General features: G+C 70.2%; 24 protein-coding genes and 1 riboswitch. Of the genes, 13 read left to right on the top strand and 11 right to left on the bottom strand.

Annotated elements, in window-relative coordinates; translation table 11 throughout:
• Positions 1-1,303: 1,303 nt before the first annotated feature.
• From rplI to FL583_RS29765, 5 genes are all read right to left on the bottom strand, one after another.
• On the bottom strand, positions 1,304-1,753 hold the full coding sequence (gene rplI / locus FL583_RS29785; protein WP_142708174.1) for a 50S ribosomal protein L9: 450 nt from the start codon (positions 1,751-1,753) through the stop codon (positions 1,304-1,306).
• Between the two features lie 11 nt (positions 1,754-1,764).
• Entirely contained in the window at positions 1,765-2,001 is a 237-nt protein-coding gene (gene rpsR / locus FL583_RS29780) for a 30S ribosomal protein S18 (RefSeq protein WP_035859653.1), read from the bottom strand.
• 56 nt (positions 2,002-2,057) lie between these two features.
• Positions 2,058-2,576 carry a single-stranded DNA-binding protein gene (locus tag FL583_RS29775; protein WP_142708173.1) on the bottom strand — a complete coding sequence of 173 codons (519 nt, stop codon included), beginning with the start codon at positions 2,574-2,576 and terminating at the stop codon, positions 2,058-2,060.
• Between the two features lie 69 nt (positions 2,577-2,645).
• A complete protein-coding gene (rpsF, locus tag FL583_RS29770; protein WP_035859660.1) occupies positions 2,646-2,936 on the bottom strand; it encodes a 30S ribosomal protein S6 in 291 nt (96 codons plus the stop codon).
• Positions 2,937-3,078: 142 nt separating this feature from the next.
• Positions 3,079-4,008 carry a hypothetical protein gene (locus FL583_RS29765; protein ID WP_170323932.1) on the bottom strand — a complete coding sequence of 310 codons (930 nt, stop codon included), beginning with the start codon at positions 4,006-4,008 and terminating at the stop codon, positions 3,079-3,081.
• A 90-nt stretch (positions 4,009-4,098) separates the two neighbouring features.
• On the opposite strand from FL583_RS29765, the gene FL583_RS29760 reads away from it, so the two are divergent.
• Both FL583_RS29760 and FL583_RS29755 read left to right on the top strand, forming a co-directional pair.
• Positions 4,099-4,875 carry a deoxyribonuclease IV gene (locus tag FL583_RS29760; protein ID WP_142708171.1) on the top strand — a complete coding sequence of 259 codons (777 nt, stop codon included), beginning with the start codon at positions 4,099-4,101 and terminating at the stop codon, positions 4,873-4,875.
• On the top strand, positions 4,872-6,737 hold the full coding sequence (locus FL583_RS29755) for a hypothetical protein (protein WP_142708170.1): 1,866 nt from the start codon (positions 4,872-4,874) through the stop codon (positions 6,735-6,737). Before FL583_RS29760 ends, FL583_RS29755 begins: the two co-directional genes overlap by 4 nt.
• On the opposite strand, the gene FL583_RS29750 is transcribed toward FL583_RS29755, so the two are convergent.
• From FL583_RS29750 to FL583_RS29740, 3 genes are all read right to left on the bottom strand, one after another.
• On the bottom strand, positions 6,693-8,156 hold the full coding sequence (locus FL583_RS29750; RefSeq protein WP_205752565.1) for a glycosyltransferase family 87 protein: 1,464 nt from the start codon (positions 8,154-8,156) through the stop codon (positions 6,693-6,695). The genes FL583_RS29755 and FL583_RS29750 overlap by 45 nt on opposite strands.
• 84 nt (positions 8,157-8,240) lie before the next feature.
• Positions 8,241-10,880, bottom strand: a complete 2,640-nt coding sequence (locus FL583_RS29745) for a transglycosylase domain-containing protein (RefSeq protein WP_142708168.1) — start codon at positions 10,878-10,880, stop codon at positions 8,241-8,243.
• A 313-nt stretch (positions 10,881-11,193) separates the two neighbouring features.
• Complete coding sequence (locus FL583_RS29740; protein ID WP_142708167.1) at positions 11,194-11,601, bottom strand: DUF5318 family protein; 408 nt, start codon at positions 11,599-11,601, stop codon at positions 11,194-11,196.
• A gap of 169 nt (positions 11,602-11,770) precedes the next feature.
• Here FL583_RS29740 and FL583_RS29735 point away from each other — a divergent pair, with 169 nt between their 5' ends.
• Both FL583_RS29735 and FL583_RS29730 read left to right on the top strand, forming a co-directional pair.
• On the top strand, positions 11,771-12,373 hold the full coding sequence (locus FL583_RS29735) for a PadR family transcriptional regulator (protein ID WP_142708166.1): 603 nt from the start codon (positions 11,771-11,773) through the stop codon (positions 12,371-12,373).
• A 64-nt stretch (positions 12,374-12,437) separates the two neighbouring features.
• Positions 12,438-13,511 carry an inositol-3-phosphate synthase gene (locus FL583_RS29730; protein WP_142708165.1) on the top strand — a complete coding sequence of 358 codons (1,074 nt, stop codon included), beginning with the start codon at positions 12,438-12,440 and terminating at the stop codon, positions 13,509-13,511.
• A gap of 151 nt (positions 13,512-13,662) precedes the next feature.
• Here FL583_RS29730 and FL583_RS29725 read toward each other — a convergent pair whose 3' ends face one another.
• Together FL583_RS29725 and FL583_RS29720 are read right to left on the bottom strand one after the other, a co-directional pair.
• Positions 13,663-14,181: a GNAT family N-acetyltransferase gene (locus FL583_RS29725; protein ID WP_142708164.1), complete on the bottom strand. Its 519-nt coding sequence runs from the start codon at positions 14,179-14,181 to the stop codon at positions 13,663-13,665.
• A gap of 8 nt (positions 14,182-14,189) precedes the next feature.
• Positions 14,190-14,675 (bottom strand): NUDIX hydrolase, encoded by a 486-nt coding sequence (locus tag FL583_RS29720; protein ID WP_205752564.1) that lies wholly within the window; start codon positions 14,673-14,675, stop codon positions 14,190-14,192.
• Positions 14,676-14,746: 71 nt separating this feature from the next.
• On the opposite strand from FL583_RS29720, the gene FL583_RS29715 reads away from it, so the two are divergent.
• Together FL583_RS29715 and FL583_RS29710 are read left to right on the top strand one after the other, a co-directional pair.
• On the top strand, positions 14,747-16,108 hold the full coding sequence (locus tag FL583_RS29715; protein ID WP_205752563.1) for an MFS transporter: 1,362 nt from the start codon (positions 14,747-14,749) through the stop codon (positions 16,106-16,108).
• 12 nt (positions 16,109-16,120) lie between these two features.
• Positions 16,121-16,717, top strand: coding sequence for a flavodoxin family protein (locus FL583_RS29710; RefSeq protein ID WP_142708163.1), 597 nt, complete (start codon positions 16,121-16,123; stop codon positions 16,715-16,717).
• On the opposite strand, the gene FL583_RS29705 is transcribed toward FL583_RS29710, so the two are convergent.
• Entirely contained in the window at positions 16,698-18,125 is a 1,428-nt protein-coding gene (locus FL583_RS29705) for a CCA tRNA nucleotidyltransferase (RefSeq protein WP_142708162.1), read from the bottom strand. The two genes, FL583_RS29710 and FL583_RS29705, sit on opposite strands and share 20 nt — an antisense overlap.
• 210 nt (positions 18,126-18,335) lie before the next feature.
• On the opposite strand from FL583_RS29705, the gene FL583_RS29700 reads away from it, so the two are divergent.
• From FL583_RS29700 to trxB, 7 genes are all read left to right on the top strand, one after another.
• Positions 18,336-18,815 (top strand): NUDIX hydrolase, encoded by a 480-nt coding sequence (locus tag FL583_RS29700; protein WP_142708161.1) that lies wholly within the window; start codon positions 18,336-18,338, stop codon positions 18,813-18,815.
• The gene (gene murJ / locus FL583_RS29695; RefSeq protein ID WP_142708160.1) at positions 18,812-20,593 is read left to right on the top strand and encodes a murein biosynthesis integral membrane protein MurJ; all 1,782 of its coding nucleotides are present in this window, start codon (positions 18,812-18,814) and stop codon (positions 20,591-20,593) included. The genes FL583_RS29700 and murJ overlap by 4 nt, the downstream gene beginning before the upstream one ends.
• A 411-nt stretch (positions 20,594-21,004) precedes the next feature.
• Positions 21,005-21,178, top strand: a riboswitch (cyclic di-AMP (ydaO/yuaA leader).
• Positions 21,179-21,345: 167 nt separating this feature from the next.
• On the top strand, positions 21,346-22,053 hold the full coding sequence (locus FL583_RS41175; protein ID WP_205752562.1) for a C40 family peptidase: 708 nt from the start codon (positions 21,346-21,348) through the stop codon (positions 22,051-22,053).
• Between the two features lie 292 nt (positions 22,054-22,345).
• A complete protein-coding gene (locus FL583_RS29685; RefSeq protein WP_170323931.1) occupies positions 22,346-23,761 on the top strand; it encodes a protein kinase family protein in 1,416 nt (471 codons plus the stop codon).
• A gap of 44 nt (positions 23,762-23,805) precedes the next feature.
• On the top strand, positions 23,806-24,402 hold the full coding sequence (gene sigM / locus FL583_RS29680; protein ID WP_142708158.1) for an RNA polymerase sigma factor SigM: 597 nt from the start codon (positions 23,806-23,808) through the stop codon (positions 24,400-24,402).
• On the top strand, positions 24,399-25,307 hold the full coding sequence (locus FL583_RS29675) for a hypothetical protein (RefSeq protein WP_142708157.1): 909 nt from the start codon (positions 24,399-24,401) through the stop codon (positions 25,305-25,307). Before sigM ends, FL583_RS29675 begins: the two co-directional genes overlap by 4 nt.
• A gap of 69 nt (positions 25,308-25,376) precedes the next feature.
• Positions 25,377-26,315 carry a thioredoxin-disulfide reductase gene (gene trxB / locus FL583_RS29670; protein WP_142708156.1) on the top strand — a complete coding sequence of 313 codons (939 nt, stop codon included), beginning with the start codon at positions 25,377-25,379 and terminating at the stop codon, positions 26,313-26,315.

Here is a 26,315-nt window from a genome sequence, read left to right as displayed (position 1 = left end):
ACGCGGAGGCGAGGGTGGCGCGGGTCCTTGGTTAGGAATCCGGGCTCAGAGACGCGAAGCGCGGGGCCCGCCGGAGCGGAGACGGATGGCGCGGGGAGTCTGAGTCTGAGGCCTACAGACTCGGGCCCGGGGGCCCGGGGGCCCGGGGGCCCGGGGGCCCGGGGGCCCGGAAGCCCGGAAGCCCGGAAGCCCGGAAGCCCGGAAGCCCGGAAGCCCGGAAGCCCGGAAGCCCGGAAGCCCGGAAGCCCGGAAGCCCGGAAGCGCGAAGGCGCGAAGGCGCGAAGGCGCGAAGTGCAAGTTTCGGCCGGGTGGTGGCGTGGCCCGCAGGGCAAGGCACGCAAGGCTGGCGCGCCGCCGAGGCACGGGTGAGCTGCCAGCGAGGCGCGGAAGACTTGCGGGGCGCAGGCGCCGGAAGCTCATCGGGGCGGAGGCGTGCGGCTCGGAGACACCGTGGCCCAAAGACACCCGAAGCGCCAGGCCGGGCGGGCAAAGACGAGGTGCGCGAATGGCCTGAAGGGCGGACCACCGTAGCGCGGAATCTCGGAGACTCGCGTGGCGCGCTGCCTTGAGGCGCGACGAGCGAGGCCCGGCGTGCGCGGGGGCACGCGTGGCGAAGGAGCACACGTATCGCGAGGGCGTGGAAACCGGAGGCGCGAAAGGCCTGCCTGGCCCGGTGTTTCCGGGTGGCCCACGCATGCGCGGGCGGCGGGAGTCCCGCGTGGGCCGGCATCCCGGGTGACCCGCGGTCGTGGGCAGGGGAAGGCCCGCACGCGCGAAGGCGCGGACGCGGGAGACCCTCAGAGCGCGGCGCGCAGGGCCCGCGGGGAGCGCAGGGCCCGCGGGGAGCGCAGCGCGCGCGCAGGGAGCGCAGCGCGCGCGCAGGGAGCGCGGCGCGCGCGGGGCGCGGAAGGCCCGCATCGCGGAGGCCCGCATCGCGGGGCCCGTAGGAACGGAGGCCCGTAGGCGCGCGGCTTGGAGGTGCGGAGAACGACCTGCGACGCGCGAGACCCAGCCGACACCTCGGCACAACCCCAGCCACCCGCCGGCCGCGAGCAACCGCCGCCCCGGCACAACCCCAACCCCCACCGACCGAGGGCCCACCCCATGACCGAGGGCCCACCCCAGGCCGCCGGCCCACGGCCCGGACCCCGCCCCGGCCGCCCACCCCCGGCGCCCCCGCCAGGTCGAGTCCCCGGCCCCGCCCGCCCGGCCCCCGGCGCCCCGCCAGGCCCAGGCCCGGGCCCCCAAAAACCCAACAGCCGACCAGGGCGAACCCCGGCCGGCCGTCAGAAACCGCTACTGCCTACTTCTCCGCAACGACATCCAGCGAAATCTGCGCCGACACGTCCGGGTGCAGACGCACCGCGACCTTGTGCGACCCAGTCGTCTTGATGTGCCCCGGCAGCTCGAGCCGGCGCTTGTCGAGCTCCGGCCCACCGGCCCGCACGACCGCCGACACGACGTCAGCCGCGGTGACCGAACCGAACAGCCGGCCACCTTCGCCGGCGCGGGTCGCGAGCCGGACGTTCAGCTTCTCGACCTGGCTCTTGATCTCCTGGGCGTGCCCGAGGTCACGGACCTGGCGGGCGTCACGCGCCCGGCGGATCTGCGCGACCTGCTTCTCCTGGCCCCGGGTGGCCATGATCGCCTTGCCCTGCGGGAGCAGGAAGTTGCGACCGTAGCCGTCCTTCACCTCGACGATGTCGCCGGGCGAACCGAGACCACTGACCTCAGAGGTGAGGATGATCTTCATTCCCCGCCTCCTTAGCGCGCGGTGCTGGTGTAGGGCAGCAGCGCCATCTCGCGGGCGTTCTTGATCGCCCGGGCGATCTGCCGCTGCTGCTGGCTCGAGACACCGGTCACTCGACGGGCCCGGATCTTGCCGCGGTCGGAAATGAACTTCCGCAGCAGCGCCGTGTCCTTGTAGTCGATGTAAGTGATCTTGTCTTTGTCGAGCGGGTTGATCTTCTTCTTGGGCTTCCGCACGGGCGGCTTGGCCATGGGTCTTCCTTCTCTGCTTCGAACGTTCGGGAGCTCTTCAGCCGATGCTCAGCGGCTCAGAACGGGGGCTCGTCACTGAACGAGCCACCGCCGGCCGGCGTCGCGACGGCCCAGGGGTCGTCAGCCGGCGCCCCACCACCGGAGTTGCCGCCGCCACCGCCGGACGAGCCGTAGCCGCCGCCGGAGCCGCCGTTGCCGCCGCCGCTCCCGCGGGTCGTCTTGTTGACCCGTGCGGTCGCGCTCTTCAGCGACGGGCCGACCTCGTCGACCTCGACCTCGAATACGGTGCGCTTCTCACCCTCGCGCGTCTCGTACGACCGCTGCCGGAGCCGGCCCTGCACGATGACTCGCATGCCGCGCTGCAGCGACTCGGCCACGTTCTCGGCCGCCTGACGCCAGACGTTGCAGGTGAGGAAGAGGCTCTCGCCGTCCTTCCACTCCCCGCTCTGCCGGTCGTAGGTACGCGGCGTCGACGCGAGCCGGAACTTCGCCACAGCCGCGCCACTGGGGGTGAAGCGCAGCTCAGGGTCGTCAACCAGGTTGCCGACCAGGGTGATGACGGTTTCGCCTGCCATGGGGTGCGATCCTCCTCAACCGATCTTGTCGCCGACCCTGCACGAGGGGTACGACGAAATCGGCTGGACTCAGCGCTGGTCGGGTCGGATGACCTTCGTACGCAGAACGGACTCGTTGAGGTTCAGCTGACGGTCGAGCTCGGCGACGGCCGGAGGCTCCGAGTTCAGGTCGACGATGGCGTAGATGCCTTCGACCTTCTTGTTGATCTCGTACGAGAGCCGACGCCGGCCCCAGACGTCGACCTTCTCGACGCTGCCACCAGCCGTGCGGATCACGTTGAGGAACGTGTCGAGCGAGGGCTGGACGGTGCGTTCCTCGAGATCGGGGTCGAGGATGACCATTACTTCGTAATGACGCAAGGTAGAACCCACCTCCTCTGGACTCAGGCGGTCACGGTCGGTCCGTGACAGGAGGGTCGATCGCGTCATGCAATCCCGACCACCTTACCAGCGCGCACGCAGTGCGACCGACCCGCGCGCCCGGGCCTGGGGACAACGACCGTCAACCCCGTCGACGTCGGAGGACCCGGGCCTTCCGCGCGGCCTGCGAGTGCGCCCCGACCTCCACCACCGGCCGGTGGGCGAGCACCGTCCGGAACGCCATCGCGCCCAGGCCGGCCAGCACGATCGCCGAGAGCAGGACGATCAGCCCGAGCTGGTCGTGAGCACTGCGGAACCCCGGGAACGGAGGTAGCACCGGCGGCCGAGCCGCCCGCTCGGCCCGCCCGGCCCGCTCACCCTGCGGATCCCGACGCGAGGCCTCCGGCGAATCCCCCCGCGAAGCAGCCGAAGAAGCCTCCTGCGAAGCAGCCGAAGAGGCCGCCTGCGACGCCTCCCCGGTCCGCTGAGAAGGCGAGACCCCCGCCGACGGGTCCGACGCCCGCGGCTCGGGTGACCCGAGCGGGACCACTGCGCCGCTCGCCTCGCTCGTCGGCTCGTCCTCGTCCGCAGGAGGAGAAGGCGACGACGACGGACGGGTGGACATCATCGGCTCGGCCGCGGCGACCGGGATCGCGAGCACGCTGACCTGGCCGGCCGCCGACGTCAGCGGGCCGACCAGCGGAAGTCGGACCGCGGACGCCGAGGCGGCGAACGTCTCGGTCCGGTCGGAGCCGGTGAACAGCATCGTCCGCGACCCGCCCGGCTCCAGCCGGGCCGTCTCACCACCGACGGTCACCTTGAGCGCGACGGTCGTGCCGTTGACGAACGCCACCTCACCACCGGCCGGGACCGTCACCGCCCGGGGCTGCACGGTCAGCGAGCTGAGCAGCCCGGCGACGTCCAACGCGCCGGTGAACGTCATCGTCGCCTCGGCGGCCCGGGCCGGCGCGGCCGGGGCGAACAGCGGAAAGAGTAGAAGTAGAGCCGCCACGACCAGCCGCCGTCCCGACAACCCACCCTCCCGATCAGTAACTGCTCTGTACGGCTTCAACGACGACTTCCGGCATCAGGTAACGCGCTACCCCCGCCCGCTCTTCAGGGGCAGCCGAACTTGTCGCAGGCGAGCACTAGGCTCGCGGCCATGCGAATCGGTGCCCATGTCGACCCCGCCGACCCGCTGGCCGCCGCGTCCGTCCGCGGTGCCGACGTGGTCCAGTTCTTCCTCGGTGACCCGCAGGGCTGGAAGAAACCGGTGCCCCGCGACGACGTCGAGGCCCTCAAGGCCAGCGAGGTGGACGTCTACATCCACTCGCCGTACGTCATCAACCTGGCCAGCACGAACAACCGCATCCGCATCCCGTCGCGGAAGATCCTGGCCCAGCATGCCGAGGCGGCCGCCTCGATCGGCGCGAAGGGCCTGATCGTGCACGGCGGGCACGTCGGCAACGGCGACGATGCCGCGGTGGGCTTCGAGAACTGGCGCAAGGCGTTCGCGCAGGCCGCCGAGTCGGGCGGTTTCCCGCTGCCGATCCTGGTCGAGAACACCGCCGGGGGCGATAACGCGATGGCCCGCCGGTTCGATCGGCTGGCCATGCTGTGGGACGCGATCGGTGAGTACGAACCGGGCTTCTGCCTCGACACCTGCCATGCCCACGCCGGCGGCGAAGACCTGCTGAACATCGTCGAGCGGGTCAAGGCGATCACCGGCCGCATCGACCTCGTGCACGTCAACGACTCGAAGGATCCGTTCGACTCGGGGCGCGACCGGCACGAGAACCTCGGCAGCGGCCAGATCGATCCCGATCTGATCGTGGCCACGGTCAAGGCGGCCGGCGCGCCGGCGATCTGCGAGACGCCGGGCGGCGACGACGGTCAGACCGCCGATATCCAGTTCCTCAAGGAGCGGCTGGCCAAGTGAGCCAGGCGAGCGGCTCGCCCGAAGCGAGCGAGGCCAGCGACCCCCCGCACCCGGCCCCAGCCGGGTCCCCGCCCCCAGGCCCGCCGAGCGCCCCCCGGCCCGCGGGCCGCTCGAACGCCTCTCCCACAGCGACTCCCCACCCCACCCGCTGGTACCGCCTCACCCACAGCGAGTTCACGCTCGTCGGTCTCGGTTTCGCCCTGATCGCCGTCGTCTTCACCTGGCCGACGCTCCTGCACCCGGCCAGCACCGTCCCCCAAGACGTGTTCGACCCGCTGCTGATCACCTGGGAGATCGCCTGGGGCGGCCACGCGCTGCTCACCCAGCCCGGTGCCCTCTGGCAGTCCAACGTGCTGTTCCCCGAGCACGACACGTTCGCGTTCACCGACAGCCTGCTCGGCTACGCCCCGCTCGGCTTCTTCGGCGACGGGCCGGCCGCCGCGGTCGTCCACTACAACATCGCCTACGTGCTGGCGTTCTATCTGGCCTCGCTGGGCGGCTACGCGCTCACCCGGCGGCTCGGCGCGGCCTGGCCCGCGGCCGTGCTGGCCGGGCTGGCCGTCGGCTACGCGCCCTGGCGGCTCGGCCAGGCCGGTCACCTGCACGTACTCTCCACCGGGGGCATCGCGCTGGCGCTGGCCGCGCTGGCCAAGGGGCACGGCTACTCGTTCACCCGCGGCTACCGCGAAGACGAGGTGCGTCCGGGCTGGGCCGCGGCCGGCTGGGCGCTCGCCTGCTGGCAGATCCTGATCGGGTTCGGCGTCGGCCTGCCGTTCGGCTACGTCCTCGGCGGCGTCTGCGCCGCCGCCGCCATCGGCTGGCTCGTCGTCGGCCGGCCCCCCATAAGACGCAAACTGCTCCTCGCCGACGGCCTCGGCGCCCTCGCCTTCCTGATCGTCACCGCGCTGATGGCCCGCCCCTACCTGCGGGTCGTCGACGCGCACCCGTACGCCCGCCGGTCCGAGGCCGACCTCCAACTGTTCTCCCCACCGCTACGCGGCTTCTTCACCGCGCCGGAGACGTCCTGGCTGTGGGGCGACGCGTCCGCGCACTCGCGCAGCACGCTGCCGTTCGCGCCGGAGATGACGATGCTGCCCGGCATCTTCGTGATGGCCCTGGCGCTCGTCGGCGTCTTCTACAGCGCCTGGTCGGTCCGAGTCCGCACGACGCTGGCCGTCGGCACCGTGGTCAGCATCATCCTCGCGATGGGCACCCAGTTCGCCGGCGGCGGCGAGTACGGCTACCTGCTCGTCTACCGGCACCTGCCGGGCTGGGACGCGATCCGCACCCCGGGCCGGCTCGTCGTCTGGACCACCCTGCTGCTCGCTCTGCTCGCCGCGGGGGCGATCACCGCGTTCGGCGATCGGTTGTCCATGCGGACGCGAGGCAGCCGCGAAACCGCCCGCAGCGCCCGTCGCTGGGAGCGGTTCGTCGTCGCGCTGGCGCTCGTCCCGGCGTTCTTCGTCGGCGTCGAGGGGCTGAACACGACGCCGCACCCCGACGTGCCCGCGGAACCGCAGTCGTTCAAGGGCATCGACGGCCCGGCGCTCGTGCTGCCCAGCGACGCCCGCGATCAGTGGGTGATGCTGTGGTCGACCGACGGGTTCCCCAAGGTCGTCAACGGTGGCTCCGGCTTCACCCCGCACTCCCAGGACGACATCCGCCAGGCCGCCACCCAGTTCCCGAGCGCGGCCAGCGTCCAGTATTTCCGCGACCTCGGCATCAAGTCCGTGCTGGTGATCCGGGAAGGCCCGCTCAGCGCCCGCGGGACGCCCTACGAGAACGCGCTCACCGCCGACGTCGACGGGCTCGGCATCCTACGTAGCGACCGCGGGGACGGGGTGTTGTTCGAGCTCCGGTGAGCGTGACTCGTCCAGGACCCCACCCTCAGGGTCGTCGACGCCGTCCCGGCGCACCACGTCCAGCTCGGGCTTCAACGCCTCCCGGACGACGAGCCCGCACATCACCGCGACCGACAACCACCTGGCGATACTGGCCAGAGTGAACACCGCCTCGGGGAGCACGGCCCCCTTGCCCCCCGACACCCGGATCAGGATCTGGTAGAAGGCGAAGAAGTAGAACAGCTCGCACGCCTGCCAGATCAGGAACGCCCGCCAGCGCGGCCGGGCCAGCACCGCCAGCGGCACCAGCCAGAGCACGAACTGTTGCGACCACACCTTGTTCGTCAGCAGGAACGCGGCCACGACCAGGAACGCCATCGCGGCCAGCCGCGGACGCCGGGGCGCGAAGAAGATCAGCGCCGCAATGCCGATGCAGCACAGCGCGTACAACACGTAGGCCGCCCAGTTGAGCGCCGGGATGTGGTCACCGAGCCAGACGAACGGCGGCAGACCGAGGTCCGGCTTGTTGTCCGCGGTACGCCCGACCGGGATGTGCGTGCCGATGTACCAGAACGTCCCCCAGTCGATCGGCCGCTCGGACGAGAGCCGAAAGAACTTCGACCAGCCGTCCGGAGCCATGATCGCGAACGGCACGTTGACCACGAGCCAGGTGAAGACCGCGCTGCCCACGGTGATCAGCGCCGACCTGCGCGCCTCGGGCGTCCGCCGTCGGAAACAGAGCAGGACCAGCGGACCGAGGATCAGCAGCGGATAGAACTTCGCCGCGGTCGCCAGACCGAAGAACACTCCGGACAGACCGGGGCGCTCGCGCGACCAGGCGAGTATTGCCAACGCGGTCAGCCCGATTGCGAGGAAGTCCCAGTTGACGGTCGCGGTGACGAACACCGCCGGGGCCAGCGCCACCAGGGCGCCGTCCCACGGCCTGCGTTCCCGCGAGCGTACGACCGCCCAGGCCGTCACCAGCCCGAACCCGGCCAGCGCCAGCGCGGTCAGGTCGTAGAAGACCGTGCCCTCGTTCAGGTGCCCGGGGATCGCGCCGCTGGAGATCAGCGCGTGCACCGGCAGGCCGATCGCGCCCATCATCAGGCCGGTCAGCACCGGGTACTCGACCTCGTGGTCGAGGTACGGGATGTAGCCCTCGTTGAGCTTCTCGGCGTAGTACAGCGCCAGGACGTCGGTGTAGCAGGCGTTCCGGTACTGGTCGTAGTTGTCCCACGCCCCGTCCCGGCACGGCGACTTCTGCACCCAGTTGAACGCGAAGACCAACGTCGTCAGCAACAAGACGACCTGCAGCGGAGTCCAGAACCGGCGACGCAGCGTCGCGTGCCGGCCCAGCGGGCCGCCCGCGGCCTCGGAGAGGCCGGCCGCCACCCGGTCGGAGCGGCTGGGGAGCACGATCTCGGTCGTTCGCTCGGTCACGCCCCGATCCTGCCGCACCCGCGCATCCCCGATCGCCCCGGCACACGAATGAGGGCCGGTCCCTAGCGGGGACCGGCCCTCAGGTCAGTTGTTGTTGAACGGATTCCCGTCGTTGTTGTTGTTCTGGCCGTCGGGATTTTGTGGATCCGGATTCTGGCCCGGATTCTGCCCGTCCTGGTTCTGGCCGTCGCCGTTCTGACCGTCGCCGTTCTGGCCATCGCCGTTCTGGCCGTCCTGGTTCTGGTCGTCCTCGTCCGGGGTGTCCGACGGCGTCGGCGAGGGCTCCTCGCTCGGCGCGTTGCCGGGCTGGTCGCCGGCGTGCAGCGGGGACTCGAAATCTTCCTTGTCGGTGCCCTTGAGCGCGGCGCTCATGAAGTCGCGCCAGATCTTGCCGGGGATGCCGGAGCCGTAGACGTGGATGTTCCCGTTGACCCGATCTCGGAGCTTGATGTCCTTGTCGGTGCCACTACCGACCCAGACCGCGCTCGCCAGCTGCGGGGTGAACCCGCACATCCAGGCGTGCGCGTTCTCGTCGGTGTTCCCGAACTGCTGGGTACCGGTCTTGATCGCGCCCTCGCGGCCGTCGGTGATCTTCTTGTTGGTCGCGCCGTAGACCTGCTGCAGGACGTAGGAGACGTCCCGGCCGACGTCCTTGCTGAACGCCTGCACCTCGGGGGCGACGTGGTCGGCGTGGTCCCAGACGACCTTGCCGTCCGCGCCGTAGACCTTGTCGATGAAGTACGGCTGGCGGTAGATGCCGTAGTTGGCGAACGTCGCGTAGCCGGCCGCCTGGTCGAGCACCGAGATCGAGTCCTGGCCGATACCGAGACCGGAGTTCAGCTTGTCGCTCTTGATGAAGTCGGCGGTCTTCATACCGTCGATCCGCGTGATGCCGGCCTTTTCGGCCAGCTTCGCGACCTCGGACGCGTGGACCTTGTAGGTCAGCGCCCAGTAGACCGTGTTCAGCGACTTGACCGTGGCGCTGGTCAGCGAGCACTGCTTGCCGCAGCTGTTGTCTCCGTCGGAGTTCTTCAGGGGTGTCGACCGGTCGGGGAACGTCTGGCCGGACGTGCCGTCCCAGAGCGAGTCGATGCTGTAGCCCTCTTCGACGCCCTTGGCCAGCACGTACGGCTTCATCGACGAGCCGGCCGGGTGCGGGGCCGCGCTGGAGGCGAGGTCGAGGTTTCCGTAGCCGCGGTCACCGCCGTAGTAGGCGCGGACCATGCCGGTGGCCGGGTCGATGGAGACCATCGCGGTCGCCATGTCCTTGTCCTGGCCCTTGAGGTACTCCTTCGAGGCCGCCTCGGCCGCCTTCTGGTACGTCGGGTTGATCGTCGTGACGACCCGGTACCCACCGGTGTTGATCGACTGCTCGGTCAGGCCGACCGTGGTCTTCAGCTCGGACTCGATCTTCTGCCCGAGGATGCCGGTCGCGCCCTTCTGCCAGTCACGGGTGGCGGCCGGCTTCTCCGCGACCTTCGGATAGGTCAGCGCCTGCCGGTCGGCCGCGGTGATGAACTGCTTCTTGGCCATCTGGTCGACGACGTAGGTCCAGCGGCCCTCGGCGCTGGCCTTGTTGTTCGTCGGGTCGAAGTTCGTCGGGTCCTTGATCACCGCGGCGAGAACGGCGCCCTCGGCCACCGACAGCTTGTCGATGTCCTTGTGGAAGTACGCCTGCGACGCCGACTGGATGCCCCAGGCCCCGCGTCCGAAGTAGATCGTGTTCAGGTAGCCCTTGAGGATCGTGTCCTTGTCCCAGCTGCTGGAGAGCTTCCGGGCCAGGATGATCTCTTTCACCTTGCGGGAGTAGCTCCGCTCGCGGGTGAGGTTCAGCGCGTTGCGGATGTACTGCTGGGTGATCGTCGAACCACCACCGGCGCCCTCGTCGCCCTTGACCAGACCCCAGACCGCCCGGGCCGTGCCGCGGAACGAGACACCGCTGTTCTCCCGGAAGTCCGGGTCCTCGGTCGCGATGACCGCGTCCTGGACGTACTTCGGGACCTTGGCCAGCGGCACCTCGATGCGGTTCTCGGTGGCGAACGTCGCGAACGTCGTCTTGCCGTCCGAGTACTGGATCTGCGTGGTCTTGCTGGCCGCCGGGAAGTTCGGCAGGTCGACGCTCGCGTAGGCCACGCCACCGCCGGTCAGGCCGAGCAGGAGGCAGAGCGCGGTGCCGATACCGAGGCCGATCAGGACCTTCTTGCGACGGCCGGGCTTCTTGGGCCCGCCACCGCTCGGAGCTCCCCCGACCTCCGGGAGCAGCTGGTCGTCCTCCAGCGCGGCCGCGCGGCTGCGTGGCCCGAGACCGGCGGGGCGGTCGCCGACCGCGGTGCTGCCGTAGGTCGTGCCGCTCGACGCGCCGTAGGTGGTGCCGCCCGACCCCGGGGAGCCGTAGGTGGTTCCGCCGCCGGCTGCGCCGTACGTCGTGCCGCGCCCGGCGGACGAGGATCCGTAGGTGGTACCGCCGCCGGACGACCCGTAGGTCGTTCCGGACGAGCCGGCCGACGACGACCCGTAGGTCGTGCCGCCCGACGAGCCGTAGGTGGTACCGCGCCCGGCGGCCGGCGACCCGTACGTCGTGCCGGACGAGCCGGCCGACGAGCCACCGCCGTAGACGGTGCCACCGCCGGAGCCGCGTGGAGCGGAACCGCCGTACACCGTGCCACCGCTCGACGAACGCCCTCCGACGTCGGGATCGTCGTCAGGAGTGTGACCGTAAGTCATGCGTCCACCATGCCCCGGAAGCACCAAGCGATCAAAACAGCCAGCCGCTCCTGTGAAATGCCGCTCACAGAGCAATCACCATTTCCCACGCCTTGCCGTGATCGGGCCTGAAGCTCACGAGCCCTCCTGGAACCAGCTGGTCAGCCGAGCTACTGCTCACCGTCCGCGATCCTCTCCTATTGCAGGCGCAACAGGGGGCAACCCGTGCACATCCTTATCCAGGTTTAAGCCAAACGTCAGCTAGTCAACCTCGCCGTAGCAAACGACGCCCGGCACCGGTCCGAAGTCGAGCCGTTAGGCGGATCAGTCGGCGTCAGTCGGCCGCGCGCTTGCGCCCGTCGGAGTCATCGCTGGTGAGGCCGTCGCGCCCCAGCGTGAACTTCTCCACCAGGTGGTTCCAGCTGCATCCCCGGCAGACCTCGACCACGTAGACGTCGAACGCCCGGTAGTCCATGGCCAGGATCGCCAGCTCGGCCTTCGGCCGCGCCTGCCCCGCCGACGCGCGCAACTCGTCGCCGTAGATGTAGTGCACGTGCCAGAGAGGCTCCCGCCGGCAGATCGGGCAGGGCGCCGTCGTCGCCTCTCCGAAGAATTTCGACGCGCGGACGAGGTACGGGGACGCGTCGCAGACCTCCATCGTGCCGACGCGACCCGCGTAGACCTCACGCAGCAGCGCCCGGCGCCGAAGCGTGTAGTCCACCACCTGTCTCTGGGTCCGCACAGGCGAAGAGTACGCCGCGGTCCGGGCCCATCTGCCCGTTGTCGTGACCGGAAAGTGAACGCATGACATGGATTACGTTCGCGTCCCTCTCCACCGAGGCGTCGAGACGATGTATCGTCTCGATACATCGGGGTCAGCCAACGCCAGGTGGACGAGAGGAGGCCCGGCGGTGCTCGAGTTCGCGATCCTGGGGCTCCTGCACGAGGGCCCCATGCACGGGTACGAGCTGCGCAAGCGGCTGACGACCCTGCTCGGTGCATTCCGTGCGGCGATCTCGTACGGGTCGCTGTATCCGACCCTCCGGCGGCTCCAATCGGGGGGCTGGATCACCGAGTTCGAGCCAGACCCCGACGACGTGGCAATGCCGCCGCCGTTGACCGGCCGGCGTGGCCGGGTCGTCTACAAGCTGACCGCCGAGGGCAAGGAACGGTTCGCCGCCCTGCTCGCGGGGTCCGGACCCGAGACCTACGACGACGAAGGTTTCGGGGTCCACTTCGCGTTCTTCAGCCGCACGGACGCGGCTACCCGGCTCCGGATCCTGGAAGGGCGCCGGCGACGGGTCGAGGAACGCCGGGACGGGCTGTCCCAGATGCTCGCCAGGGCCGGCGAGCGCTTGGACGCCTACACGCTCGAATTGCAACGCCACGGCTTGGAATCGGCCGACCGGGAGGTCCGCTGGATCAACGAGCTGATCGCCAAAGAACAGGCGGGCCATGCCCCGCTGCGGCGATCCGCTCCCGAACAGCCGACCGACGACGACCCGTCGGACTGACCTCCAACCCAAACAACGAGCTTGCTCAGCATTAGTGAGTAGAAACACAGAGAGGGAGGCCCCTATGGGCTCCGTACGTGTTGCCATCGTCGGCGTCGGCAACTGTGCCGCGTCGCTCGTGCAGGGCGTGCACTACTACCGTGACGCTGACCCCACGACGCGGGTGCCCGGGCTCATGCACGTCCAGTTCGGCGACTACCACGTGCGTGACGTCGAGTTCGTCGCCGCGTTCGACGTCGACGCCAAGAAGGTCGGGCGTGACCTCTCCGAGGCCATCGTGGCCAGCGAGAACAACACGATCACGATCACCGAGGTGCCGCCGACCGGCGTGACCGTGCAGCGCGGCCACACCTACGACGGCCTCGGCGAGTACTACCAGGAGATGGTGACCGAGTCCGACGACGAGCCGGTCGACGTCGTCCAGGTGCTCAAGGACGCCCAGGTCGACGTCCTCGTGTCCTACCTGCCGGTGGGCTCCGAGGCGGCGGACCGCTTCTACGCCCAGGCCGCGATCGACGCCAAGGTCGCGTTCGTCAACGCGCTGCCGGTGTTCATCGCCTCCGACCCGGAGTGGGCGCAGAAGTTCACCGACGCCGGGGTGCCGATCGTCGGCGACGACATCAAGTCGCAGGTCGGGGCCACGATCACCCACCGCGTGATGGCCAAGCTGTTCGAGGACCGGGGGGTCGAGCTGCTGCGTACGTACCAGCTCAACTTCGGCGGCAACATGGACTTCATGAACATGCTGGAGCGCAAGCGGCTCCAGTCGAAGAAGATCTCCAAGACGCAGTCGGTCACCTCGCAGATCCCGCACGAGATGGAGAAGGCCGACGTTCACATCGGCCCGTCCGACTACGTGCCGTGGCTCGACGACCGCAAGTGGGCCTACGTCCGGCTCGAGGGCAAGGCGTTCGGCGACGTTCCGCTGAACCTGGAGTACAAGCTCGAGGTCTGGGACTCCCCGAACTCGGCCGGCGTGATCATCGACGCGGTGCGCGCGGCGAAGATCGCCAAGGACCGCGGCATCGGCGGCCCGATCAACTCGGTGTCGTCCTACCTCATGAAGAGCCCGCCCGAGCAGTACAGCGACGACGAGGCCCACGCCGCCGTCGAAGCGTTCATCAAGGGCGAACTCTAATCTGGGCGGCCCGCCCAGAACAACGCCGACAGGCGAGCGCGCCTCCTTATGGCGCTTCGCTGATGCCACGGCGTCGGCGCGCTCGACTGCCGGCGCCGCCCTGGGCGGGCTCCACGTCAGTACTCGGCTGTAGCCGCGCCTATCGGCGCGGCTACAGCCGTTTTGCCAGCAAGACCTGGTCGTAGCGGTAGGGGCCGACGGCGACGAAGGCTGGTAGGTGGCCGTAGCGGGTGAAGCCCAGGCGCTCGTAGAGCCGCACCGCCCCCACGTTGTCGCCGCGCGCGTCGAGAGTGAGCGTCTCGATCCCGGCCTGCCGGGCCGACTCGACCAGCAGGCTCACCAGCCGCTCGCCGATCCCCTGCCCCTGATCGGCCGCGGCCACGAACACCTTCTCGACGTCCGCGTTCACCCGCAGCGTCGGGCGGGCGTACCGGCGCCAGTACCCGAACCCGGCCACCGCCCCACCGACGCCCCCGGCCAGCACCGCCACGGCCTCGCCGTCCCGGACCGCACCGACGACCTCGGCCAGCCACTCGTCGAACTCCGCCCGCGTCGGCGGCGACGCCCAGCCGATCGCCCCGCCACCGAGCACGATTCCGACGACCACGCTGTACAGGTTGGCGGCCGTCCGCTCGTCGAGCGCGCCCCGAATCCGCACGAACGTGGCCATCGCCGCCCTCAGTGCGGAAGGTAGCCGCTGCGGTTCCGCCATAGTTCCACGTGAAACGGCGCCGCCGGCTCCTCCCGAACCGGCCACCACCGGTCCAGGACCCGCTCGGTGAGCGGCCCGAGCTCGCCCGCGCCGAGCGACGTCGGGTCGAGCCAGCGCACCTCGACGATGCCCTCGTCGAGCTGGGGCACCGGCTCGAACCCCGGGTCCGCGGCGACACCTAGATAAAAGGCCCCCAGCACGACCGTGCCGGTGTGCAGTCGGTAGGAGGCATAGGTACAGATCAGCCGATCGACCGTGACGTCGAGCCCGGCTTCCTCGCGGGCCTCGCGGATCGCCGCCGCCTCCAGCGTCTCACCGGCCTCCTGTCCCCCGCCCGGAACCTCCCAGCGGACGCCGGTCTGGCGCTCCTGACGGATCATCAGCAGACGGTCGTGGTGGGTAACGAGGACCGCGGCACCGGCGGTGGTGCGGGTCGGGGCAATGGGTGACACGCCGGCCACTAAGCCTCCCTGAAACAGTGCCGCCAATATTAGTGCCACTAAGTCGCCCGTACCCTGGGCGCGTGAATGCGACGCCGGGTGCGTGGCGTGAGTTGGGCGGGTTGCTGCGGCGGGCGGACTTCCGGCGGCTGTTCGGCGTCCGGCTCACCGGTCAGTTCGGCGACGGTGTCTTCCAGGCCGCGCTGGCCGGATCGGTGCTTTTCAACCCCGATCGACAGACCGAGCCGGTCGCGGTCGCGTTCGGATTCGCGGTCCTGCTGCTGCCGTACTCGCTGCTCGGCCCGTTCACCGGCATCCTGCTCGACCGTTACCCGCGCCGGAACGTCCTGGTGTGGGCGAACGTCACCCGCTCGGTCGTCCTGGTCGGGGTGGCCGCGGTGCTCTGGGCGGGCGGGCGCACCTGGCCGTTCCTGCTGCTCGCGCTCATCGCGGTGGCGGTCAACCGGTTCATCCTGGGCGGCCTCTCGGCCGGGATGCCGCACGTCGCCCGCAACCGCGAGCTGATCACCGCGAACGCGTTCTCCCCCACCGCCGGCACGGTCGTGCTGACGATCGGCGTCGGGGCCGCGGTCGGGCTGCGCAGCGTGGTCGACGCCGGCGACCTGGGCTACGCGGTGGTCCTGCTCGTCGCGTCGGCCGCGTACCTGATCTCCGCCGTCCTGGCCGGACGCTTCCCGGTCGCCGCGCTGGGCCCGGACCGCGATGACCCCACCGCCCGGCTGGAGACGGTCGGATCCGTGGTGCGCGGGATGGTCGCCGGGGTGCGGCACCTCTCCGAGCGGCGGGCCGCCGCGTTCGCGCTGCTCACCGTCGGCCTCGGGCGGATCGGGTTCGGCGTCACGACGCTGGCCCTGCTGCTGCTCTACCGGAACACCCTCGACGGCGGCGGGATGTTCCCGAGCGGCGACACCGGGCTCGGCCAGGTCGTGCTCGCGACCGGCCTCGGTGCCGGCCTGGCCGCACTCGTCACGCCCGGCGTCGTCCGCCGCATCTCCCGACGGACGTGGATGACCGCGCTGCTGATCCTTCTCGCGGTCGTCTGGCCGGTGATCGTCGCGGTACCGACGACGGCCGTCGTCGTCGCGGTCGCGCTCGTCGGCGGGTGGGCGAGCCAGGGGATCAAGATCATCGTCGACGCCGCCGTGCAGTCGGAGGTCGACGACGTCTACCGCGGACGGGTCTTCGCGCTCTACGACATGTTGTTCAACGTATGCGTGGTCACCGGGCTGCTGATCGCCGCGTTCGGGCTGCCCGACTCGGGCCGGTCCTGGCCGGTGTTCCTCGGGCTGGGCGTCGGGCACCTGGTGCTGGCGGCCTGGGTGGCCCGGTGGACCGATCGCCTCGGCTGGTCGCGGGTCAGCGCGGTCACGCCGCCGGCCCGAGTGTTCTTCGATTCATCGGGTAGGGAGCCGGGACCCGACTGAAGGAGCCCGCCGATGCGCGCCCTGGTTCTCAACTGCACGCTCAAGCCCTCGCCCGAGCCCTCGAACACCGAGGCGCTGGCCCGGGTGGTCACCGACGAGCTCGCCGCCAACGGCGTCCAGATCGAGTTCGTCCGGGTGGTCGACCACAACGTCAAGCCGGGCGTCGAGACGGACCTGGGGGACGGAGACGGATGGCCGGCCATCCACGAGAAGGTGCTGAACTCGGAGATCCTGATCGTCGCGACGCCGACCTGGGTGGGGACCGCCTCGTCGGTCGCGTTCGGCGTGCTCGAACGGATGGACGCGATGCTGTCGGAGACCGACGACGACGGACGACCGGTCGCGTACAACCGGGTGGCCGGCGTCGTCGTCACCGGGAACGAGGACGGGGCGAAGAACGCGATCGCCGCGGTCTCCAGCGGTCTGATCGAGATCGGTTACACGGTGCCCGGCCAGTCCTGGACGTACTGGCATTTGGGCCCCGGCGCCGGACCCGACTACCTCGACGAGGAGAAGGGCCACGACTGGTCGGCGAAGGTCGGCCGCCAGGCCGCGGCCAACCTCCTCGGTGTCGCCCGGGCCCTGGCCGCTACCCCTCTGACGTCGTAATTCCGTTCTCGGCGGCCCAGCGGAAGAGCTCGGCCTCGGCCTCTTCCCGGGGGAGCACCCCGCGGTCGAGGCGGACCTCCTTCAGGTGCTTCCAGGCGCGGCCGACGAGCGGGCCCGGCGGGATGCCGAGGAGCTCCATGATCGCGTTGCCGTCGAGGTCCGGCCGGATCCGGGCCAGGTCCTCCTCGGCGGCCAGACGCTCGATCCGGTCCTCGAGCGTGTCGTAGGAGCGGGCCAGCGCGGCCGCCCGGCGCTTGTTCCGGGTGGTGCAGTCCGAGCGGACCAGACGGTGCAGGCGTGGCAACAACTCGCCGGCGTCGGTCACGTACCGGCGCACGGCCGAGTCGGTCCACTCGCCCCGGCCGTACCCGTGGAAGCGCAGGTGCAGGAAGACCAGGGTCGCCACCTGCTCGGTGACGTCCTTGGGGTAGCGCAGAGCCTTCATCCGTCGGCGGGTCATCTTCGCGCCGACCACCTCGTGGTGGTGGAAACTGACCCCGCCGCCGTCCTGGATCTCCCGGGTCGCCGGCTTGCCGATGTCGTGCAGCAGAGCGGCCATCCGCAGCACGAAGTCCGGCCCGTCCGGCTCGAGGTCGATCGCCTGCTGCAGGACGGTCAGCGTGTGCTCGTAGACGTCCTTGTGCTGGGCGTGCTCGTCGATCTCCATCCGCATGTTCGGCAGCTCGGGCAGGACGTGGGCGGCCAGGCCGGTGTCGACCAGCAGCCGCAGCCCGACGACCGGGTCGGCGCCGCAGATCAGCTTGGTGAGCTCGTCCCGGATGCGCTCGGCGGTGATCCGCGTGATCTGGTCGGCCATCGCGGTCATCGCCGCGACCACCTCGGGGGCCACGTCGAACTGCAGCTGGGAGGCGAACCGCGCGGCCCGCAGCATCCGCAGCGGGTCGTCGGCGAACGAGTCCTCGGGCGCGCCCGGCGTGCGCAGCACGCGGGCGGCCAGGTCGTCGAGCCCACCGTGCAGGTCGACGAACCGGTGGTCGGGGAGCCCGACCGCCATCGCGTTGACCGCGAAATCCCGGCGCACGAGGTCGTCGGCGAGCGAGTCGCCGTACCGGACGACGGGGTTCCGGCTCTGCCGGTCGTAGGCCTCGGCACGGTACGTCGTGATCTCGAGGCGCAGGCCGCGCCGGGAGGCGCCGACCGTGCCGAACTCGATCCCGGTCGTCCAGGTGGCCTCGGCCCAGCCGTCCAGCAGCGCGAGCACGGCGTCCGGCCGGGCATCGGTGCAGAAGTCGAGGTCGTCACCCAGACGCCCGAGCAGGGCGTCGCGGACCGACCCCCCGACGAGGTAGAGCTCGTGCCCGGCGGCCTGGAACCGGCGACCGAGGTCGTCGGCGACGGGGGAGACGCGGAGCAGTTCGGCGACGGCGCTGCGCTGAGCGGCGGTCAAAGCAGGAGATGCAGTAGGCGGCACAGTAAGACCAGTATCGGAGGCGACGGTTTCAGTGGCTTCCGGCTCGGAGTTCGATGCGTCGGCCACGGACGTGAACCTTATCGACTGGTCGTCGGCGATGGCGCACGCATATCACACGGCCTGCTACCGACCGGCCCCTGGATGGCCTCACAGCGTTTACCGCAGACGGGCGCTATCGTCAGATTCATGGCCCGCCGAAGCTCCCCGCGTCGGCCCGGGGGTCCCGGGCGGCTGCGTCGGGTCGAAGAGGTCTCGGCCGGCGGTCTGGTCGTGCAGGGCGACTCGGGTCATCTCGAGGGCGCGCTGATCGGCAAACTGGACCGCCGGGGCCGGTTGCTGTGGTCGCTGCCGAAGGGTCACGTCGAAGCGGGCGAGACGCTCGAGCAGACGGCCGCCCGCGAGGTCGCGGAAGAGACCGGCATCGTGGGAGACGTCCTGGCGGCCCTCGGTACGGTCGACTACTGGTTCGTGTTCGAGGGTCGCCGCATCCACAAGACCGTGCATCATTTCCTCCTGGATGCGGTGGCCGGAGTGCTCTCCGACGCCGACGTGGAGGTGACCGAGGTGGCGTGGGTCCCGCTGAGCGAGATCCCTGACAGGCTGGCCTACCCGGACGAGCGGAAGCTCATCGCCCGGGTGCCCGACCTGCTCGAGCGTCCTGCGTGAGCGCGGGTCCCGAGCCGAGGGACTTCGACCTGCGTCGCCCCCGCTCGAACCCGTACGACCCGGACTCCACGGTCGTCCTGCCCGCGGCCTCGGCGATGGACGAGCCGACCGCCGTCCTGCCGGTGATCCCCGAGCAGATCCCGCCGGAGGAGCCCCCGGCCGAGGCCGGCACGCGCAGCGTCGCCCGCTCCAGCGGCGTCATGGCGATCTTCAGCCTGATCTCGCGCGCCACCGGGTTCATCCGCACCGCGGCGATCGGCGCCGCGATCGGCGGCGGCCTGGTCGGTGATGCCTACCAGGTCTCGAACACGATCCCGAACATGCTGTACGAGTTCCTGCTCGGCGGCATCCTCACCAGCGTCGTCGTGCCGCTGCTGGTCGCGGCCAAGAAGCGGGACGCCGACGGCGGCGAGGCGTTCACCCACAAGCTGCTCACCGCGGCGACGCTGTTGCTCGGCGCGGCCACGGTGCTGGCGCTCATCGCGGCGCCGCTGCTGACCGCGTTCTTCGCCAACGATCGTTCGACCGACGCCAGCCGGCACCTGACGACGATGCTGGCCTACCTACTTCTTCCCGAGATCTTCTTCTACGGTCTGTCCGCGCTGCTGGGCGCCGTGCTGAACACCCGGAACGAGTTCGCCGCGCCGGCCTGGGCGCCGATCCTGAACAACGTCACGGTCGTCACCACCGCGGTCGTGTTCCTGCTGATGCCCGGCCCGGCGACGCTGAGCCCCTCGACGATCACCGGCGCCCAGGTCGCGGTGCTCGGCGTCGGCACCACGCTCGGTATCGCGCTCCAGGCCTTCGTGCTGTGGCCGTCGCTGCGCAAGGTCGGCTTCCGCTGGAAGTGGCGGTTCGATCTGCGCGGCTCCGGCCTGGGTGAGGCGGCCCGGCTCGGCGCCTGGATGTTCGTCTACGTCGGCGTCAGTCAGCTCGGCGTGCTTCCGGTAATCAAGATCGCGAACTACGCGGGCACCCGGGGCGGCCCGGGCCCGCTCATCCACAACAACGCGTTCCTGTTGTTCATGATGGTCCACGGGATCGTCGCGGTGAGCATCCTCACCGCGCTGCTGCCCAGGATGAGCTCGGCCGCGGCCGACCGGAACTTCCCCGAGGTGACCCGGAACCTCTCGCTCGGCGCGCGCCTCTCCTCGGTCGTCCTGGTGCCCGCTACGGCGGCGTATCTCGTCCTGGGCATCCCGCTGGCGGTGACCGCGTTCCGCTGGGGCCACTTCAGCCAGGACCAGGCGATCGCGACCGGCTACGCGACGATGGCGGCCGCTATCGGCCTGGTGCCGTTCGCGATCAGCCAGATGCAGATCTTCGCGTTCTACGCCCTGCGCGACACGAGGACGCCCGCGCTGCTGAACATCCCGGTCGTCGTGGCCAAGCTCGCGTTCGACCTGGGCGTGCTGTTCTTCGTGCCGACCGACTACGTCGTCGTCGGGCTGCAGTGCGGTAACACGGTCTCGTACCTCGTCGCGGTGTTCGTGTCGGGGCGGTACCTGAAGCGCAGCCTGGGCGGCCTGGAGACGATGGCCGTGACGCGGACGCTGAGCCGCCTCGGGATCGCGGCCGCGGTCGCCGGCCTGATCAGCTGGGGCGTCGCGTACGGCATCCAGGCCGCGCTGGGCATCGGCAAGGCGGGTTCATTCGTCTCGCTGGTCGTCGCGGGGATCGTCCTGGTAGGCGTCTACGCGGTTCTGGCTCTCCGGCTCCGGGTCGCCGAAGTCGTCGAGCTCGCTGACACCGTGAAACGACGCCTACCCGGCCGCTGACGTCTCGGACGGTAACCGTCGACGCGGTGTAGTTCTAAACACTGACGGTTATCCACAACCGCCGCGGTATTTCCGTGACGAACGCCACCCTGCGGATACCGTAGGTAGTGGTTGTCGACGCCCACTACGCCCTGTGAGATAGCCGGTCGTTCGTCCGGTTCGATTTTCCAACCCGTCACGGGTTGCACAGCGTTGTGTCACCGACTCGCGACGCGACGAGAACCACATCAGCGGTACGTGAAATCGGCGTGAAGTCGTACTAACTTCACAGATCGACTGTGATGCACGTCGCAAAGCACTGGCAACTCCCACGAGGCGCAGGTTCAGTTCTTCGCGGCAACTGACGCGGCAGCCACGCCGCGCACACCGCAGGATTCGCACGCCGAGCCCTGTCCACGAGATCCGCGGTGTCCCTTCGAGTAGCCAACCAAATGGACAGGGACGGGGGACCCAAGAAGTTCGGGGTCGCCGGAACCACGATTCCGAGTGCGACCCCTGGGGTGAAGCCGCACAGCACGCGGCCGGGCAATCAACCTTCCCGCCCGAACCCGACAGCTCACCTCGCAGGCGTGCAGGAAGGAATCTCCTTGCATACGGTGCATTCCCCTCGGTGTGCCCTGCCCGCGAAACAGTACGAACGTTCTGATGAATTGGATCAGTCTGTCTCGTACGCGGACAAAACCACCGGCGGTGCTCGCCACCGCGCAACCTCTGGCCCCAAACACCGCGCCGCCTCCCGGCGCGCGACCGTGGTGGCCGGAGTCCTCGCAGGATCCCTCGGTGTTGGTCTGATCGGTGTCGCTGCCTCTCCGGCTGCGGCGGCGGATTCGGCCAGCGCACGGCTCTCCGGAGCCACGTCCGTCGGCACCGGGTCACGGACGACGCTGCACGCGATCGGGACGGTCAGCGGTAACCCCGCGTCGTTCAAGAAGTTCACGCTGCAGTACCAGTCCAGCGCGGGCTGGAAGTCGGTCAGCACGAAGACCGCGCGCAAGTCCGGTCAGATCGAGTGGACCGTCACCATCGGCGGGAACTCGAACTGGCGAGTGGTGCTGGCCGTCACCAGCGCGCACAAGACGCTGTCGCCGAACCACTACGTCAAGGCGGTGTCGAACGGGAACGCGGTCGTCAAGGCCGCGGCTCGTCAGGCCGGCAAGATGTACAAGTTCGGCGCGGCCGGCCCGAACAACTTCGACTGCTCGGGCCTGACCCAGTACGTCTACAAGCAGTTCGGGAAGAGCCTGCCGCACAGCGCGACCCAGCAGACGAAGTACGGGCGCGCGGTCAGCAAGTCGGCGAAGCTGCCCGGCGACCTGATCCTGTTCGGTAGCGGTAGCTACTACTCCCACGCCGCCATCTACGCCGGCGGCAGCTACATGTGGGACGCGTCGACGACCGGCCAGCCGGTGGCGAAGCGCAAGATCTGGAGCAACACGTACGTCGTCCGCCGTCTCGTCTGAGTCTGAGAATTTTCTTGGGTGAGACACAGCGGGGCGGGACCGGTGCGCGAGCGCCGGGACCGCCCCGCGGTCGTTCCCGACCGGTGTGAACTGCCGCGACACCCGATCGGGCCACCTCGGACCGACGTGCATCGCCGCGCTAACGTGATCGCCGAGATCACTCACTCGTTATGAGTGCTGTTCATCCTGTGGCGTACGACGCGCCGGAACAGGCAGGATGGACCTGTCCCCAGTAGCCGCCGCACGGCCTACCCTGAGGGGCGGAGCGGTCGATACTGCGGGAGGGCGGGTTGTGACACAGGTCGGCGCGCCCGTTCAGGGCGAGGTGCTGGCGGGCCGGTACCGGCTGGAAGAGGCTCTGTACGCCGATGCGGCGTCCGGGCACGCACTCTGGCGGGGTACCGACAATCTGCTCAACCGCACGGTCTCCATCGAACTGCGGGTTCCGGGCGGAGAAGCCGCCGAACAGATGATCGCCGAGGCGGTTGCCGCCGGGCGCATCGTCCATCCGTCGGTGATCGGGGTCTACGACGCCGTCGACGAGGGCCCGCGTGCCTACGTCGTCCGCGAGTGGGTCCACGGCCAGACGTTGTTCGACACGCTCGCCGCCGGTCCACTGCATCCGGCGCGCGCGGCCGCGCTCGTCCGCAACACGGCCGACGCGCTCGCCGGCATCCACGCCACCGGCCACGCCCACGGCAACCTCACGCCGTCGACGGTCCTCATCGGTAACGACGACGAGGTGACGCTCGTCGATCTCCACCTGGGTGGGCCGGGGCAACAGCCGTCCGACATCAGGGCCCTCGGCGGCCTGCTCTACGCGGGCCTGACCGGTCAGTGGCCGGACGTACTTCCCCCGCACCGCACCGGCCTGCCCGACGCCACCCGCGTCGACGGACGGATGTGCTCGCCGCGTCAGATCCGGGCCGGCATCCCGGGTTACCTCGACGCGCTGACGATGGACCTGCTCGACCCGGCCGTGCCGCCGCCCACCGCCGCCGATCTGGCGAGCGAACTGCGCCGGTACGACGTCGCCGACCCGGCATTGAGCGCGCTGGCCGTGCTGGCGCCCGAGCCCGACACCGGCGGCCCGCGCTGGACGCGTATCGGCGTGCTCGTCGTCGGCGTGCTGGTCGTGATCGGCGTCATCGTCGGCGTCGCGGCGCTGGGGCTGCCGAACTTCGGTGGCGGTGACGAGGGGTCGGGTCCGTCGACCAAGCCCAGCACGTCCGCACCGGCCCAGGCCACCGGCGGCCCGGTGAAGATCGTCCGGGCGACGCTGCTCGATCCGCCGGACGGCGACTTCGCGGAAGCGAAGGACCTCGAGAACGCCATCGACGGCAAGACGAGCACGTCGTGGAAGACCGACCAGTACAAGAGCGCGAAGCTGGGCAACTTCAAGCCGGGCATGGGCATCGTGCTCGATCTGGGCGGCAACAAGAACGTCTCCAGCGTCACGATCGGGTTCGACCACGCGGGCGCGACCTTCGAGTTGCGGGCCGGTACCGAGCAGCCGAGTTCGCAGCCGACCGACATCACCCCCTACAAGGTGATCGCTCCGTCGCAGTCGTCCTCCTCGGGCAGCACCACGGTGAAGCTCTCGAAGCCGGTCAGCACACCGTTCCTGGTCGTCTGGCTCACCGACACCGGGACGAACGACCGCGGTAAGTACCAGGTCGCCATCTCCGAGATCACGGTCAAGAGCTGAGCCGTCCACCTTCCGGTGGCCGGCAGGCTCTACTCTCTGCGTCCATGCGACCGCCGCACAGCGGGCTCGACGACCGGGGCCTGCTGCACGCCCACGTGCAGGGGGACCCCGACGCCTTCGCCGAGCTCGTGCGGCGACACCGGGACCGGCTCTGGGCCGTCGCCCTCCGGACGATCGGCAACGCCGACGACGCCGCCGACGCTCTCCAGGACGCGCTGCTCTCCGCCTACCGGTCGGCGGCCAGTTACCGCGGTGAGGCGGCCGTCACGACCTGGATGCACCGGATCGTGGTCAACGCCTGCCTCGACCGGGTACGTCGGCGCCAGGCCCGCCCGACGGTGCCGCTCCCCGAGGACGACCGCGCACCGGCCGCGCCGAACGACCCGATTGCTTCACGTGAAACGGCGATCGACGTGCAGGCCGCGCTGGCCGAGCTCCCGGACGAGCAGCGCATCGCCCTGGTGCTGGTCGACGTCCAGGGCCACCCGGTCGCCGACGTCGCGGAGATGCTGGGGGTGGCGGTCGGCACGGTGAAGAGCCGCTGCGCCCGGGGGAGGGCCCGGCTCGCGCTGCGCCTCGGGCATCTACGGAACCCCGACGGCGGACAACACGTCGAACCCACGGAAGGAGGTGCTCGGTGACACCGTCCGAACTCGATCAGCTGGCGGACTACGCCGAGGGCCTCCTCGACGGCACTCCGGACGCCGATGTGGTGGCCGGCCGCATCGCCGACGACCAGGAGTGGGCCGACGCCTATCGGCAGCTGACCGCGGTCACGACCGCGCTCGGCGACCTGCCCGACGTCTCGATGCCCGACGACGTCGCCATGCGCCTCGACGCGGCGCTGGCCGCCGAGCCGCCGCTCCAGCCCACCGCTCAGCCCGCCGCCCGGGCCGCTGAGACCGACGAGGACGGCCCGGCGGGGCCTTGGGTGGCGTCGGACCCGTCCACGGACCGGCTCAGCGCGCAGCGGGCCCGCCGGGAGCGGGCCACCAGGATCGGCCAATGGATCGCCGCCGCCGCCGCAGTCGTGGCGATCGGCTTCTGCGGGGTGTCGGTGGTCCGGTCGAACGCGCTCAACAGCGACGACTCCGCGACGACGTCTTCGGCCGGCGACAGCAAGGCCGGGCCGAGTGTGCTCTCGGCCCCGTCCGCTCCGCGAAGCGTCCACGTCTCTGGTATTTCGTATTCGGTCGGGGAACTCGGGCCGCAGGCCCGGGCCATGCTCTCCGGGCCGACCGAGGCAGCGGCCTCGCCGCGCGCGCCCGGACCCTCGACCGAGGCCGCACCCGCACCCGCGTCGTCGGCCGCGTACCCGGCCGCGCTGAGGCGCCTGCGGGACCCGGCCGAACTCGCCGGCTGCCTGGGCGCCCTCGGCCTCGGCGAGCCGCTGGCGGTCGACTACGCCACCCTCGAAGGCGCGCCCGCGATCGTCATCGTCACGCCGGACGCCGATCCGAATCAGCTCGTGGTGGTGGCCGCCGGAGCCGACTGCGGCGTCGGCGGAGCCGGCGACGAACGGGCCCGCGCCACCGTCGCACGCTGAACCGCCACCCGGGAATGCGGGCACCTACCATGGCGTTTGCGTGACTGTCACGGCGATCAGGAGGAAGACGTGGGTAGCGAAGAGATCCGGAACGTGATCATCATCGGGTCCGGTCCGGCGGGCTACACCGCAGCCGTCTACACCGCCCGGGCGTCTCTCAAGCCGCTGGTCTTCGAGGGCGTCCAGTCCGGTGGCGCGCTGATGACCACCACCGAGGTCGAGAACTTCCCCGGCTTCCCGGGTGGCATCGACGGCCCGGACCTGATGGACAACATGCGTAAGCAGGCCGAGGCTTTCGGCGCTGAGCTGCTGACCGACGACGTCACCGAGGTGGACCTGTCCGGCCCGATCAAGACCGTGAAGGTCGGCCAGCGGGAGTACAAGGCCCGCGCGGTCATCCTCGCGACCGGTTCGGCCTGGCGCCCGCTGAACATCCCCGGCGAGCAGGAACTGCTCGGCCACGGCGTGTCGGCCTGTGCGACCTGTGACGGCTTCTTCTTCAAGAACAAGAAGATCGCGGTCATCGGCGGTGGCGACTCGGCGATGGAGGAGGCGACGTTCCTCACCCGCTTCGGCGACACGGTGACGATCGTCCACCGGCGCGACGAGTTCCGCGCCTCGCAGATCATGGTCGACCGGGCCAAGGCCAACGACAAGATCGACTTCCGCGTCAACAGCGTCCCGACCGAGATCCTCGGTGACGGCGGCAAGGTCGTCGGCGTCCGCCTGAAGGACACCGTCACCGGCGAGGAGTCGACGCTCGACGCCGAAGGCGTCTTCATCGCGATCGGCCACACCCCGCGTAGCGCGCTGTTCGAGGGCAAGGTCGAGGTCGACACCGAGGGCTACGTGAAGGTCGACGCTCCGAGCAGCCGCACCAACGTGCCCGGCGTGTTCGCGTGTGGTGACCTCGTCGACCACACGTACCGGCAGGCGATCACCGCGGCCGGCACGGGTTGTGTGGCGGCCCTCGACGCCGAGAAGTACGTCGCCGCGCTGACCGAGTAA

It is taken from the genome of Cryptosporangium phraense (genome assembly GCF_006912135.1).
GTDB lineage: Bacteria > Actinomycetota > Actinomycetes > Mycobacteriales > Cryptosporangiaceae > Cryptosporangium > Cryptosporangium phraense.
The sequence above is the reverse complement of the archived record's forward strand: the minus strand, read 5'-3'. Positions and strand labels throughout refer to the sequence as shown.

Excerpts from the sequence above, each read along its gene's own strand:
- rplI (WP_142708174.1), bottom strand. The coding sequence starts at position 1,753 with ATGAAGATCATCCTCACCTCTGAGGTCAGTGGTCTCGGTTCGCCCGGC.
- rpsR (WP_035859653.1), bottom strand. The coding sequence starts at position 2,001 with ATGGCCAAGCCGCCCGTGCGGAAGCCCAAGAAGAAGATCAACCCGCTC.
- FL583_RS29775 (WP_142708173.1), bottom strand. The coding sequence starts at position 2,576 with ATGGCAGGCGAAACCGTCATCACCCTGGTCGGCAACCTGGTTGACGAC.
- FL583_RS29760 (WP_142708171.1), top strand. The coding sequence starts at position 4,099 with ATGCGAATCGGTGCCCATGTCGACCCCGCCGACCCGCTGGCCGCCGCG.
- FL583_RS29745 (WP_142708168.1), bottom strand. The coding sequence starts at position 10,880 with ATGACTTACGGTCACACTCCTGACGACGATCCCGACGTCGGAGGGCGT.
- FL583_RS29730 (WP_142708165.1), top strand. The coding sequence starts at position 12,438 with ATGGGCTCCGTACGTGTTGCCATCGTCGGCGTCGGCAACTGTGCCGCG.
- FL583_RS29725 (WP_142708164.1), bottom strand. The coding sequence starts at position 14,181 with ATGGCCACGTTCGTGCGGATTCGGGGCGCGCTCGACGAGCGGACGGCC.
- FL583_RS29710 (WP_142708163.1), top strand. The coding sequence starts at position 16,121 with ATGCGCGCCCTGGTTCTCAACTGCACGCTCAAGCCCTCGCCCGAGCCC.
- FL583_RS29700 (WP_142708161.1), top strand. The coding sequence starts at position 18,336 with ATGGCCCGCCGAAGCTCCCCGCGTCGGCCCGGGGGTCCCGGGCGGCTG.
- sigM (WP_142708158.1), top strand. The coding sequence starts at position 23,806 with ATGCGACCGCCGCACAGCGGGCTCGACGACCGGGGCCTGCTGCACGCC.